The sequence below is a fragment of the Terriglobales bacterium genome, assembly GCA_035454605.1.
GTDB lineage: Bacteria > Acidobacteriota > Terriglobia > Terriglobales > Acidobacteriaceae > DATMAB01.
Genome location: DATIGQ010000113.1, coordinates 17,332 through 31,050, shown reverse-complemented (window position 1 = coordinate 31,050; position 13,719 = coordinate 17,332). Strand labels below are relative to the sequence as shown.

Annotated in this window: 12 protein-coding genes and 1 tRNA gene; 4 read left to right on the top strand and 9 right to left on the bottom strand. The window is 64.5% G+C overall.

Features of this window, described 5'->3' with window-relative positions; all coding sequences use genetic code 11:
• Window positions 1-130 precede the first annotated feature (130 nt).
• Window positions 131-319 carry a hypothetical protein gene (locus tag VLE48_07950; GenBank protein HSA92927.1) on the top strand — a complete coding sequence of 63 codons (189 nt, stop codon included), beginning with the start codon at window positions 131-133 and terminating at the stop codon, window positions 317-319.
• Here VLE48_07950 and VLE48_07945 read toward each other — a convergent pair whose 3' ends face one another.
• The 7 genes from VLE48_07945 to trpC all read right to left on the bottom strand — a co-directional run bounded on the left by VLE48_07945 (window position 320) and on the right by trpC (window position 5,692).
• Window positions 320-1,009, bottom strand: a complete 690-nt coding sequence (locus VLE48_07945; protein HSA92926.1) for a CoA transferase subunit B — start codon at window positions 1,007-1,009, stop codon at window positions 320-322. It lies immediately after the preceding gene.
• A 36-nt stretch (window positions 1,010-1,045) separates the two neighbouring features.
• Window positions 1,046-1,327, bottom strand: a complete 282-nt coding sequence (locus tag VLE48_07940; protein HSA92925.1) for a hypothetical protein — start codon at window positions 1,325-1,327, stop codon at window positions 1,046-1,048.
• 7 nt (window positions 1,328-1,334) lie between these two features.
• On the bottom strand, window positions 1,335-2,033 hold the full coding sequence (locus VLE48_07935) for a CoA transferase subunit A (protein ID HSA92924.1): 699 nt from the start codon (window positions 2,031-2,033) through the stop codon (window positions 1,335-1,337).
• Between the two features lie 13 nt (window positions 2,034-2,046).
• Window positions 2,047-2,847 carry a tryptophan synthase subunit alpha gene (trpA, locus tag VLE48_07930; protein HSA92923.1) on the bottom strand — a complete coding sequence of 267 codons (801 nt, stop codon included), beginning with the start codon at window positions 2,845-2,847 and terminating at the stop codon, window positions 2,047-2,049.
• 9 nt (window positions 2,848-2,856) lie between these two features.
• Window positions 2,857-4,056, bottom strand: coding sequence for a tryptophan synthase subunit beta (trpB, locus tag VLE48_07925; protein ID HSA92922.1), 1,200 nt, complete (start codon window positions 4,054-4,056; stop codon window positions 2,857-2,859).
• On the bottom strand, window positions 4,053-4,787 hold the full coding sequence (locus VLE48_07920; GenBank protein ID HSA92921.1) for a phosphoribosylanthranilate isomerase: 735 nt from the start codon (window positions 4,785-4,787) through the stop codon (window positions 4,053-4,055). Before VLE48_07920 ends, trpB begins: the two co-directional genes overlap by 4 nt.
• A gap of 95 nt (window positions 4,788-4,882) precedes the next feature.
• Window positions 4,883-5,692 carry an indole-3-glycerol phosphate synthase TrpC gene (gene trpC, locus VLE48_07915; GenBank protein HSA92920.1) on the bottom strand — a complete coding sequence of 270 codons (810 nt, stop codon included), beginning with the start codon at window positions 5,690-5,692 and terminating at the stop codon, window positions 4,883-4,885.
• A gap of 161 nt (window positions 5,693-5,853) precedes the next feature.
• Between trpC and VLE48_07910 the strand changes: the two genes are divergently transcribed.
• From VLE48_07910 to VLE48_07900, 3 genes are all read left to right on the top strand, one after another.
• Complete coding sequence (locus VLE48_07910; GenBank protein HSA92919.1) at window positions 5,854-8,163, top strand: protein kinase; 2,310 nt, start codon at window positions 5,854-5,856, stop codon at window positions 8,161-8,163.
• Between the two features lie 125 nt (window positions 8,164-8,288).
• A complete protein-coding gene (locus VLE48_07905) occupies window positions 8,289-10,355 on the top strand; it encodes a GAF domain-containing protein (protein HSA92918.1) in 2,067 nt (688 codons plus the stop codon).
• A gap of 222 nt (window positions 10,356-10,577) precedes the next feature.
• Window positions 10,578-12,125: a serine/threonine-protein kinase gene (locus VLE48_07900; protein HSA92917.1), complete on the top strand. Its 1,548-nt coding sequence runs from the start codon at window positions 10,578-10,580 to the stop codon at window positions 12,123-12,125.
• Window positions 12,126-12,666: 541 nt separating this feature from the next.
• Here VLE48_07900 and VLE48_07895 read toward each other — a convergent pair.
• Together VLE48_07895 and VLE48_07890 are read right to left on the bottom strand one after the other, a co-directional pair.
• Window positions 12,667-12,753: transfer RNA gene (locus tag VLE48_07895), tRNA-Leu, on the bottom strand.
• Window positions 12,754-12,859: 106 nt separating this feature from the next.
• A complete protein-coding gene (locus VLE48_07890; protein ID HSA92916.1) occupies window positions 12,860-13,717 on the bottom strand; it encodes a zinc metalloprotease HtpX in 858 nt (285 codons plus the stop codon).
• Window positions 13,718-13,719 lie beyond the last annotated feature (2 nt).

Here is a 13,719-nt window from a genome sequence, read left to right as displayed (position 1 = left end):
GCGCTCTCCTCTACCTGCAGATCACACAGGAGAGCAGCGACATCATGCTGGTGGAGAACTTCCGCTAGCCGGGGAACCGCACCGGCTTCGCGTGCGTATCCCTTACTAGAAGGACGCTGGGGAGGAGACTATGCTGACCTTCGTATTGTGGTGCATCCTCTTCGTGCTGTGCTGGCCATTGGCCCTGCTGGCGCTGATCCTCTATCCGGTGGTGTGGCTGCTGCTGTTGCCGTTCCGGATGGTGGGGATCGCGGTGGAGGGCGTGCTACGGCTGTTCCGCGCGGTCATCTTCCTGCCGGCACGCGTGCTCGGCGGCTGATCAGACGTCCATCGTCTTCAGGGCGGGGCTGACAATCAGGCGCGCCTGGGTGGCGCGTTGCACATCGTCCGCGGTTAGCCCGGGAGCCACTTCTTCCAGCGCCAATCCCTCCGGCGTCACCTTGATGTAGGCCATCTCGGTGACGATGGTATCCACCACTTGCACTCCGGTGAGCGGCAGGGTGCACTTTTTCAGGATCTTGGGCTGGCCGTCGCGCGTGGTGTGCTCCATGGCGATGATGACCCGTCGCGCCCCGGCCACCAGATCCATGGCGCCCCCCATGCCCTTCACCATCTTGCCGGGGATCATCCAGTTGGCGAGGTTGCCTTCCTCATCCACTTCCATGGCGCCGAGCACGCTCAGGTCGATGTGCCCGCCGCGGATCATGGCGAAGGAATCGGCGCTGGAGAAATACGCCGTGCCGGCGATCTCGGTGACGGTTTCCTTGCCGGCATTGATCAAGTCGGGATCCTCCTCGCCTTCGAACGGATAGGGACCCACACCCAGCATCCCGTTCTCGCTCTGGAACACAACGTCCATCCCCGGAGGGACGTGGCTGGCCACCAGCGTCGGCAAGCCGATGCCGAGATTGACGTAGAAACCGTCGCGCAGCTCGCGGGCCACGCGCTTGACGATGCGGTCGCGCTTCTCCGTGTCCTTCTGTTTATTCGTTGTGGGTGTGGTTGCCATCGTGTATCCGATGTCGAGGCGCAGCCGGCTACGCCCTTACCATGCCGCCTCCGTCCTTCGGAAGCGGGTCAGGGCCTCTTCCATCTCCGCCGGGGAAAGCCCGCCATCGGTTCCCGCTTGTACGCGGTGCCGATACGCGGCGCCGAGCAACTGCTGATACGCGTCGTCCAGCCCACCCATGGCGTGATCATACGCCGGGGCCAGCGCAGCCAGTTCCGCCGCCAGGTCTCCCAAGGTCAGCCGCCCCTCTTCGTACATGCGCAGGTAGCGCAGAACGCTGGCGCGCACTTCCTCGGTCGTGCTGTCCGGAGCCGCCATACCACCCTCAACTCTTCTTCCTCACGGTCCTGCGCTCGATCGGTTTCTCCTCGTTCACGCCCTGGAAGATGCGATTCACGTACACGCTGGGGGTGTGCACCATGTCGGGCTCGAGTTCGCCGGGCTCGACCAGTTGCTCCACTTCCGCGATGGTCACCCGAGCCGCCGTGGCCATCATGGGATTGAAGTTCCGCGCGGTCTTGCGATAGACCAAGTTGCCCCACTTGTCGCCCTTCCAGGCCTTGACGAAGGCGAAGTCGGCGCGCAGGGTGTGCTCCAGGATGTGCGGGCGCCCGTCGAACTGGCGCACCTCCTTGCCCTCTCCCACCACCGTGCCGTAGCCCGTGGGCGTGAAGAACGCCGCGATGCCGGCTCCCGCCGCCCGGATCCGTTCAGAGAATGTGCCTTGCGGAACCAGTTGCAGCTCCAGTTCGCCCTTCAGCACCATCGCCTCGAGCAGCTTGTTCTCACCCACATAGGTTCCAATGTGGCGCCCAATCTGGCGGTTGGCCAACAGCAGCCCCAGGCCTTTGCCGTCCACGCCGGCGTTGTTGCTGATGGTGGTGAGGTTGCGAGCGTTCTTGCGCACCAGCGCCGCGATCAGGTTCTCCGGCACGCCACACAGGCCGAATCCGCCCACCATGATGGCGGCGCCGTCGGTGACGTCGAAGATGGCCGCTTCGGCGCTGGCGAAGACTTTGTTCACAGAGCGTCCGATTCTAAATACCGCGACGCCGTTGGGCAAATTCGGCGGGAGTTCGCAAGAGCGACCGGACCCACCCTCCCACAGCGCGCGAGGCGCTTTCGGGGGAATGGCTACGTTCCACCCGTTCGACAATGCTGCTGCCCACCACCACCGCATCGGCGAAACGTCCCACGGCCCGGAACTGCTTTGGTGTGGAGATGCCGAAGCCTACGGCGATGGGGAGGTCGGTGTAGCGGCGCAGTCGCGCGACCAGCTGCCGGGCAGCTCCTGAAAGCGAACGCCGTGCCCCAGTGACGCCGGTGCGCGAGACGGCATACACGAATCCCGTGGACGCCTTCGCGATGCGGTGCAGCCGCGCGTCGCTGCTGGTCGGCGCAGCCAGGAAGACCGTGGCGAGATTGCGCGACCGCATCTGCCGCAGGTAGTCGCCCGCTTCCTCGACCGTCAGGTCGGTGATGAGGGCGCCGTCCACGCCGGCGCGCGCGGCCGCTTTGCAGAAGCGCTCCAGGCCGAAGCGCAGCACCGGGTTGAAGTAGGAAAAAACGATCAGCCCGGCCGCGGGCCGGTCGTGGCGCAACTCACGCGCAAGTCGAAGCACGTCCCCGAGCGTGGTGCCGCGCTCCAGCGCGCGATGGCTGGCGCGCTGGATCACCGGCCCGTCGGCCACGGGATCGCTGAAGGGCACACCCAGCTCGATGACGGCGGCGCCGGCGTCGATGGCGGCCAACGCCGCCGCTCGTGTCGTGGCCAGGTCGGGATCGCCACAGGTCAGGTAAGCGACGAATGCAGGCCGAGGTGAGAGATTAAGGGGCATGGCGAGCGGTCAACGGTTCCCCTTATTCTCCATCAGGATTCCCATGTCCTTGTCTCCGCGCCCGGAAAGGTTGATCAGGATGATGTCGCTCTTCTTCATCTTCGGCGCGCGTTTTACCGCTTCCGCCACCGCGTGCGCCGACTCCAGCGCCGGGATGATGCCTTCGGTCCGTGCCAGCAGGCTGCATGCAGCCAGGGCTTCTCGGTCCGATGCGGCCACGTACTCGGCGCGGCCGGCGTCGCGTAGCGCGGCGTGCTCGGGACCGATGGCCGGATAATCGAGCCCGGCGGAAACGGAATGCGTCGGCGCAACCTGTCCCGCCGCATCCTGCAGCAGGTAGGAATAGGTTCCTTGCAGCACGCCCGGCGAGCCGCCGCGGAATCGCGCCGCGTGCTGGCCCAGCTTGCGCCCGCAGCCGCCGGCCTCCACGCCGATCAGCTTCACTTTCTTGTCCCGAAGGAAGCGATGAAAGATGCCGATGGCGTTCGAGCCGCCGCCCACGCACGCAATCACCGCGCTCGGCAGCCGGCCTCGAGCGGCCAGAATCTGCTGGCGCGCTTCGCGCCCGATGACCGACTGGAAATCGCGCACCATGGTGGGATAGGGATGGGCTCCCAGCACGCTTCCCAGCAGGTAGTGCGTGGTCCGCACGTTGGTCACCCAGTCGCGCATGGCCTCGTTGATGGCGTCTTTCAGCGTGCGCGAGCCCGCATCTACGCCGCGCACTTCCGCGCCCAGCAACCGCATGCGGAAGACGTTCAGCTCCTGGCGGCGCATGTCTTCCGTGCCCATGTACACCACGCACTCGAACCCGAACAGCGCGCACACCGTCGCGGTGGCTACGCCGTGCTGTCCCGCGCCGGTTTCCGCCACCACGCGGCGCTTGCCCATGCGTTCCACCAGCAGCGCCTGCCCCAAACAATTGTTGATCTTGTGCGCGCCCGTGTGCAGCAGATCCTCGCGCTTCAGGTAGATCTTCGCGCCACCGAGTTTCTTCGTAAGTCCTTCGGCGAAGAACAAAGGCGTCGGCCGCCCGGCGTAGTGACGCAGCAGGTCATCAAGCCGGCGCTGGAAACTGCGGTCGCGTCGCGCCTGCTCGTACGCTCGCTCCAGCTCCTCGAGCGCGGCTACCAACGTCTCCGGAACGTACCGTCCTCCGTAGGGGCCAAAGCGCCCCGACGAGGTGCCCCTCTTGGCTTTCGTCCTCACAGGCGTGAGTACTCCTTGTCCGCCTGCCGTACTGCCTCGATGAAGGCGCGGACCTTCTCAGGATCTTTCTTGCCGGGCTCACGCTCGACTCCGGTGGCCACGTCCACGCCCCAGGGGCGCAAGATACGAATCGCCTCGGCGACATTCGCGGGGGTCAACCCACCCGCCACGATGACCTTGACCCAGGAAGCCATCATCGTCACTAGAATTCTTCCGCGGGTCCAATCGAATGGCGTTCCGGTGCCACCTCGCTTCTGGGGAGTGCCAGAGTCCACCAATAACGCGTCTATGTTGCCCGTCCTAACCGGTTCGCCGCCCTGTCCCTGGTCGACAATCCCCAAAGGAACCGGATCCCACCCCATGGCGCTCCCCTTGTCCGGATCTTTCCACCATGGAAGCACTAACCCGGCGCGAATCACCCTCAACGTGTGTCTGCCCGAGGACCTTTGCTTGATGGCACGAGGCGTTTCGGATGGTTCATCCCCGTGCAACTGAATGGCGGTAAGGCCGACTTGATTGGCGGCCTCCATCATTCGATCGACAGTCTCATCTACGAAAACGCCAACCTTCTCTACTCCTTCGGGAAGTGCCGGAATGATTTCCCGCGCCAGTTCCGGCGTCACCTGCCGCGGGCTCTCCGCGAACACGAAGCCCAGCGCATCCGCGCCCGCATCCACTGCCAGGCGCGCGTCCTCGAGATTCGTGGTTCCGCAGATCTTGATCCAGGTCATTCGCGTCGCATCTTTCGGAGGGGCACGACTTTAGTCGTGCCGAAATCGGCTCCCAAAAGACTTCGGGCTTCAGCCCCCTGAGGTGAAAAAAGAAGCTACCCCGCCCCGGTATTACCCCGCACTTCCGCCAGCAGTCGCGCCAGGGCGTCGCCGGGCGCGTCTTCCCGCATGAGCGACTCGCCGATCAGGAATGCCCCGTAGCGTGCATCGCGCAGGCGCAGAATGTCCGCCGCCGACTGGATGCCGCTCTCCGCCACGCGGAATACGGTTGCCGGCAGGTGCGGCGCCAGCCGCAGGGCGGTTTCCAGGTCTACCTGGAACGTCCGCAAATCGCGGTTGTTCACTCCGATCAGATCGCAACCCGCCGCCAGCGCTCGCTCGATCTCGCCCTCGTTATGCACCTCGCACAGGGCGTCGAGTCCCAGTTCACGACACTTCGGCGCCAGCGCCCGCAGATCGAGATCGCTCAGCGCCGCGACGATAAGCAACACGGCGTCCGCCGCGAACGCCCGAGCCTGCACCAACTGGAACTCATCCACGATGAAGTCCTTGCGCAGGCAGGGAAGCGGACTGGCAGCCGAAGCCTCGCTCAGGTCGGCCAGCGAGCCCTGGAAGAATTCTTCTTCCGTGAGGACGCTCAGAGCTGTGGCGCCGCCGTGCGTGAGCTGCCAGGCGAGCGTGGCCACCTGGAAGCTGCCGCGAATCAGCCCGCGCGAGGGAGAGGCGCGCTTGATCTCCGCGATGATGGCGGCGCCCTTGGCGGCATCGCGTTCCAGCGCCTGGCGGAACCCCCGCGGAGTATGCGACGCAGCGCGGCGCTCCAGGTCGGCGCGGTCCGTGTTGCGCTTGGCCTCGGCCACGCATTCCCGCGTTCGAGCCACGATCTGGTCCAGCGTCACGGCCATTGCAAGCCTCCGAGTATAAACCTCAGGGCCGGTATCCTTTGGGGACATGGCATGTCTGCCCGCCCGGCATCGGCGGCCGTGGTGCGGGTAGTGGGTCAGTTCCCGGTAAGCCCGCGTCCAAGTGAACGGCACCTTTCCGTGGGAACTATAATGGCGCGCGGATGGCCCTCACCTCTGGCACGAAGCTCGGCCCCTATGAGATCGTCGCGCCACTGGGCGCCGGCGGGATGGGCGAGGTGTATCGTGCGACTGACTCGAAGCTCGGGCGTGACGTAGCCCTCAAGGTGCTGCCCGCTGGGATGGCGCACGATCCAGAACGGCTCGCGCGCTTTCGTCGTGAGGCGAAGACCCTCGCCCAACTCGACCACCCGAACATCGTCACCATCCACTCGGTGGAGGAATCCGACGGCGTCCACTTCCTGACCATGCAGCTCGTCGAAGGGCAGTCACTCGACCGGTTGATTCCGCAGGGCGGACTCCCCATCGAGCGGATTGTCGAGATTGGAGGCGCGCTGGCCGACGCGCTGGCCGCCGCCCACGAAAAGGGCATCGTGCACCGCGACCTCAAGCCCGCCAACGTCATGGTGGGCGCGGCCGAGTCCGTCAAGATGCTGGATTTCGGACTGGCGAAGGAGACCCGCGCGACCGACCCCGCGGACGCCACGCTGACTTCAGCGGCGCACACGGCGCCGGGAATCGTGATGGGGACGCCGGCCTATATGTCTCCGGAGCAACTCCAGGGCCGGGCGCTGGACCACCGCACCGACCTCTTTTCGCTGGGCATCCTGCTCCACGAGATGGCGACCGGGCAGCGCCCGTTTCGCGGTCCTTCCTCGGCGGAGCTTGCCTCTTCCATCCTGCGCGATACCCCGGCGCTGGTCACTGACGTTCGTTCCGATCTGCCCAGTGATTTGGCCCGCATCATCCGGCGCTGTTTGGAGAAGGACCCGCGCCACCGCGTGCAGACCGCTCGCGATGTAGCCAACGAGTTCCGCGATCTGCGACGGGCGGCACACGCAACCCCGCTCGAGCCCGTTCCCTTGCCTTCCGTGACCACGCCGGATTCGGGCGCTGCCCCATCCATCGCCGTGCTGCCTTTCGCTAACATGAGCACGGACAAAGAGCAGGAGTACTTCAGTGACGGATTGGCGGAGGAGATCATCAACTTGCTGGTGCAGGCAGCCGAGCTGAAGGTGATTGCGCGCACGTCGTCGTTTGCGTTCCGGGGCAGGGAGGAGGACGTTCGAAAGATCGCGCAGACGTTGAATGTTACTCACATCCTGGAAGGCAGCGTACGGCGAGCGGGGAATCGCATCCGTGTGGCGGCGCAGCTGATTGCGGCGACGGATGGGTCCCACCTGTGGTCGGAGCGGTATGACCGGGAGCTGAGTGACATCTTTGCCGTGCAGGATGAGATATCGGCGGCGATCACCGGAGCTTTGCGAGTGAAGCTTTCGGGAGGGACTGCGCCCCAACGCTACATACCGAAGCTCGCAGCCTATGAGGCTTATCTAAAGGCCAGGTATCTGGAGGCCAAGGTTACCCCGGAGTCGCTGGAGCTGGCGAGACGATACTATGAGCAAGCGAGTGAGCTCGATCCGGCTTTTGGCCTGGCTCATGTTGGCCTGGGATATTACTGGTCGACCTTGACGCATTTCGGCCGGTGCCCGGCGCATAAGGCTGTGCCGGCAGCGCGTGCGGCAATCCAGCGGGCCCTGCAGATCGATCCTTCCCTTCCGGACGCGCATGCGTTTTTGGGCTATCTGGCGGCAATCTATGACATGGATTGGGCGGCGGCGGAGCGGCACTTCGATTTCCCGATGGCGAAACAGGCGGGTTTTGCCATCATCCGGCCGATGTATAGCGGGTTTCAGTTCCTGCGAGGCAACGTGGAGCAGGCGATCAAACTGGCACAGCGCGCGATTGAAGAGGACCCGCTCGATGTATGGTCCCGGATGAATCTGCATGCCTATCTACAGGCAGCGGGCCGGGACAGTGATGCGCTTGAGCAATTGAAGAAGGTGCTGGAACTGGACGAGAACCAGGTGGTGGCCCTGGTGTCGATGGCGATGATTCACGCGGACAAAGGTGATCTCCCGCAGGCGTTGGTGATCGCCCGGCGTGCCTATGCGATTGGGCCATGGCTTCCCGATACGATTGGCGTGCTTGCCGCCTTGCTGCGGCGCAATGGAGACGACGCCGAATCCCGGTCCCTCGCGCAGGCGCTTGGTTCCGACGAGGCGCTCGGTGACGCCCGCGCCCATGCACTCTTTCACCTGCTTTGTGGCGAATTGGATCTTGGAGCCGATTGGATCGAAAAGGCGATCGAACAGCGTGACGCGTCCACGATGTTCTATCTCCGCTTTGTCGTCTGTAAAGGGCTGAGAGCCAGTCACCGCTGGCCGAAGATCGCGAAGATGGTGAATATGCCAGTGGGAGCGCAGGCCCAAGCATCCACCCTGCTGCGTTGACTGGCGGAATGGGGTCGCGCCTCCACTTGGACGTATAGTCGGCAAACCGGAAACTGACCCACGACCGTGGGGCGGACTTGCTTGACAGTCCTCGCGTGCGCGGCTACGTTCGTGACGCACCTCTGATGGCCACGCGTTCCCCCAGTCGCAAGTCCAAGCCAGGTCCACGCCGCGACCCGGCCGCGACCTATTCCGTCCTCTTGGACGTGATGCGCTCCTTGGCGGCTGAGCGCCAGCTCGACGACCTGTTGCTCAAGATCACGCAGAAGGCGACCGAGGTGCTCGGCGCCGATCGTTCCACCATCTTCCTGGTGGACGAGGATAGGGGCGAGCTTTGGTCCAAAGTGGCGCAGGGCGCGGATATGAAGGAGATCCGCGTCCCTCTCACCGCCGGCATCGCCGGCCACGTGGGCCGCACCGGCGAGACCCTCAACATTCCGGACGCCTACCAGGACCCGCGCTTCAACATCGACGTGGACAAGCGCACCGGGTACCGCACGCGCACCATTCTGGCCGTGCCCATGCGCAATCGCCAGGGGAAGATTCTGGGCGTGGTGCAGGTGCTGAACAAGGGCGCCGGCGTCTTCACCGCGGATGACGAGACCCTGCTCGAAGCCTTCGCCTCGCAGGCCGCCATCGCCGTGCAGAATGCGCTGCTCAACGAAGAAGTGCAGAAGCGCATGAAGACCTCGGAGATCCTGCTCAACGTCATGCGCGAAGTCTCCGCCGAACTGGAAATCGACAAACTGCTGCAGACCATCGTCGAGCAGACCTCGGCGGCCATGAACGCCGAGCGCTGCACGCTCTTCCTGGTGGACCGCGTCACCGGCGAGCTGTGGTCCAAGGTCGCGCAGGGTCCGGAGATGAAAGAGATCCGAGTGCCCAAAGGCGCCGGTATCGTCGGCCACGTCGCCAACACCGGAAGCACCGTCAACATCCCGGATGCCTACAAGGACCCGCGCTTCAACCCGGAGGTGGACAAGCGCACCGGCTACCGCACCCGCTCCATCCTCACCATGCCCGTCCGCGATGAAAAGCAGGAGATCATCGGCGTCATGCAGGTGCTCAACAAGCGCACCGGCCCTTTCAGCGCCGAAGACGAAGAGCTGATGGCCGCGCTGGCTTCCCAGACCGCCATCGCGCTCGAGAACTCGCGCATGTTCGAGGAAGTGCGCTACATGAAGAACTACAACGAGAGCATGTTGCGCACCATGGCCACCGGTGTGGTCACACTCGACCCCGAGGGCGGCCTGGCCTACTGCAACCTGGCCGGCCTGGACCTCTTCTGGCGCGGCGGCGAGCTCGAGCCCGGACAGCCCTACACCGAGTTCTTCGGCCACGACCAGAATCCGGAGATCGTGGACGCCATCGGCCAGGTCGTCCAGGGCGGCGAGAGCTACACCGCCTACGACGTCAAGTATTTGAAGAACGAAGAAGAGACCATGAACGTCAATCTTCACGTCCTGCCTCTCAAGGACAGCAAGGACAAATCTTTGGGTGTGGTGGTGGTCGCCGACGACATCACCCAGGAGCAGCGGCTGATGTCCACGCTCTCCCGCTACGTCACCCGCCAGATCGCCGAGCAGCTCCTCAAGGACCGCGACCGCCTGAAGCTGGGCGGCAATCGCTCGGTCGTGGCCGTGCTCTTCTCCGACATCCGCAACTTCACCACGCTTTCCGAGCGCCTGAGCGCGGAAGAAGTGGTGGAAATGCTCAATGATTACTTCACGCGCATGATCGATCCCATCTTCCGTTACGAGGGAACGCTGGATAAGTTCATCGGCGACGCCATCATGGCGGTGTTCGGAGCGCCCGTTCACCATGACGACGACTGCCTGCGGGCGGTGCGCTGCGCCATCGAAATGCGTCGCGCCCTGCGCGAATACAACCGCGTGCGCGAATCACGCGGCCTTCCCACGATCGAGACCGGCATCGGCATCACCTGGGGTGAGGCGGTCAGCGGGAACATCGGCTCGGAACAGCGCATGGACTACACCGTGATCGGCGACACCGTGAACGTGGCTTCTCGCCTGGAAGGGCTGACCAAAGCCTATCCCTGCAAGATCCTGGTCAACGACCTCATCTACGAAACGGTCAAGAGGGAGATCGAATGTGTCGACCTGGGCAGCGCCCAGGTCAAGGGCAAGGAAGGCAGCGTCCGTATCTACGGCGTCCCCGACCCCGAGGATTGACGCCCCGGAATGGGACAAAGGTGGTCCCGCACCCCCGTCAATTTGTGTAATTGACACTCCGGTCCCGGCACGATACCGTGTGTCCCATAGTGACTCCCAGCGAAGCATCCCTGGATCCCTTCCAGGAGGTTCCGGCCTGAGTTCCGCGTTCAGGCTTCTGAGGGCGTGGCCGCCTTCGTGTGGCTCGGGCTGAGGTGTGCGCCCGCGCTCCCGGAGGGAGCGATGATCGGCAAGACCATCGGCCAGTACCGCGTCGACCAGAAGCTGGGCGAGGGCGGCATGGGCGTGGTGTACCGCGCCACCGACCTGCAACTGGACCGCCCGGTCGCCATCAAGATGCTTTCCAGCATCCCGCCGGGCTTCCAGCGTGAGGCCATGGCCCGCTTTCTGCGTGAAGCCAAAGCGTCTTCCGCTCTGCAGCATCCCGCCATCCTGGTGCTCTTCCAGATGGGGACCGATGGCGAGACGCCTTACATCGTCATGGAGTACGTCGAGGGCCAGACGCTGAAGGCACTCATCGGCGGCCGGCCGATGCCCATCCGGCAGCTCTGCGAAACCGCCATCCAGGTGGCCAGCGGCCTGGCGGCGGCGCATGAGAAAGGCATCATCCATCGCGACATCAAGTCGCAGAACATCATGGTCACCCACCGTGGTCAGGCCAAGATTTTCGACTTCGGTCTGGCCAAGTTCAAGGAACAGGTCAAGTCGGGAGTCGCCGCCCCGCGCCAGGACAAGACCATGGTCTATGACGCTACGGCGCTTTCCGTCGAGCCCGACCCCAAGGAGTTCAAGACCCAGGTCGGCCAGGTGATGGGCACCGCCAGCCACATGTCGCCGGAGCAGGCCATGGGCGCCGAGGTGGATACGCGCACCGATGTTTTCTCGTTCGGGGTCATGCTCTACGAGATGGCCACCGGGCAGCAGGCCTTCGAGTCCGAATCCATTGGCGCCACGCTGTTGAACATCCTCAAGAAAGAGCCACGCCCGGCGCGGGAAGTCAATCCCGAGATGCCGACCGAGCTGCATGAGCTCATCCACATGTGCGTGCGCAAGCAGCGCGAGGAGCGGCCCAGCGCCGAGGAGATCGTCACTCGGCTCAAGAAGATCGAGGCGGCGCTTTCCGGCAGGATGCCCTCCGGCGCGCAGCCCGCCGCGCCCGCGCCGGCCGCTGCCGCTGCCCCCACCGCCATGGCGGTTCCCCCGGCGCCCACGGCCATGCGCGTGCCGGAAGCTGCCCCGCCTCCACCGCGACGCACGGTTGCGCCCTGGCAGGGTACGCGCACCTTCTCCGACCGCACGCCCTCGGGAGCCGGCGCTCCCGCCGCGCCGCCGCCGGCAGCACCTCCTCCTCAGCCCAGGGCGCCGGCGCGGTACGTTCGCGAATCCGGCGCTGCGCCGCCGCTGCGCGAGGTCGAAATTCCGCCGCCTCCCTCCCAGGCTCGCCGGGAGATGTACTGGACGCTCAAGCTTGTGCGTCTCTTCGTCTCCTATGCCTCCATGCTGGTACCTTTCGCGTTTTTCCTGCACTTTGTGGTGGCCGGTGGGCTGCTCAAAGAGAAGTTCATCGCGGGCACGCCGCTGATGGGCCTGATCCAGAATATCGCCCTACCGGTGGAGCAGGTCGCGCGCAGCATCGTCGCCGGAAGCTGGAAATTCCTCGGCCTCGATTGGCTGATCTTCGCCCTCGGACTGCTGATGGTGGCGCTGCGCTTCGCCGTGGTCATCCCCCTGGAGCGCGCCGAGCGCCTGGCCAAGGGCGGAAGACGGTAATACAACCTTAGAATCCTCCTCACAAGATTGATTTACTGGATAAACGCAACGACTAACGTCCGATTGGGCATCGTTTCCCGACCTCGTGGTGGAGACTGGCTTGCCAACGAAGTTTCTGCGCTCAAGGATGCAGGGGTGGACACGCTAGTGTCCTTGCTGACCGAGGCCGAAGCTGCTGACCTTGACCTCGCGAGTGAAGGCAGCGTTTGTCGTGCGGCGGGTGTGGGATATCTCAGTGTCCCGATCGAAGATCGATCCGTTCCTCGACTGGACGCTACGTTCCGCGGAGCTATCGACCGCTTGGTGACCAAACTGCAGGACGGGAAAGTCATTGTAATCCACTGTCGTGCGGGAATCGGGCGTTCACCGCTACTGGCGGCTTGCCTCCTGGTGCGCTTGGGTTTTGCGCCGGAGGAAGCGCTGCTCATGATCGGCCTAGCAAGAGGATTTTCAGTACCGGAGACTACCGAACAGCGTGAGTTCGTGTTGCGGTTCGCTGCCTCTTCTGGGTCGAGGACCTAATCAACGATCCCAGGATGGCTGGTGCCGAAGAAGGGACTCGAACCCCCACGCCCTTGCGGGCACATGGACCTGAACCATGCGCGTCTGCCAATTCCGCCACTTCGGCACTTCGGAGAGCGAGCGCCGCGGGAAGACGGCGCGTCTCTGATGGCAGGAACAACACTTCTATTTTCGGTGAGCCCCGCGCGGCTGTCAACGTGGCCCTCGTACGCCTAAACCTGCACGCCTGCCCGCCCGATCAGTCGCTCGATGCGCTTGGGAATCGGCGGATGGGTGGCAAACAGGCCAGCAAAGTCCGCGCCCGAGAGCGGCTTCACGATGAACAGGTGCGCGCTGGAAGGCGAGGCCGCCATGGGCAAGCGCTTGGAATAGGCGTCCAGCTTCTCCAGGGCCCGTGCCAGCCCATAGGGATTGCCGGTCAGCTCGGCGCCGGTGGCGTCGGCGGCGTACTCACGCGAGCGCGAAACGGCGAGCTGGATGAGCATGGCCGCCAGCGGGGCCAGGAACAGCATGAGCAGAGCGCCGATCCCGCCACCGCGATCGCGATCGCCACGGCCGCCGTAGCCGCCGAAGATCAGGCCCCAGCGGGCGATGCTGGCGAAATACGTGATGGCGCCGGCCAGCGTCGCCGCAATCGAGCTGATGAGAATATCGCGGTTCTTCACGTGGCCCAGTTCGTGCGCCAGCACGCCTTCCAGTTCTTCATTGTTCAGTAGCTTCAGGATGCCCACGGTCACCGCCACGGACGCGTGGTTCGGGTTGCGGCCGGTGGCGAAAGCGTTGGGCGAGTCGGTGGGGATGACGTACAGCTTGGGCATGGGCATACCCATGCGCTGCGTCAGCCGCTCCACAGTGTCATAGACCTGGGGCAACTGCTCGCGGGTAGCGGGTTGCGCCCGGTAGGCCGCCAGTGCCAGCTTGTCGGAATAGAAATAGGCGACGAAATTCATCACCACGGCCAGCCCCAGTGCCCACACCATGCCGTTCGGGCCGCCGAACGCGCGCCCCAGCATCATGAGCAGCAGCGTCATCGCGGTGAGCAGAAATGCCGTCTTGAAGGTGTTTCCCATGG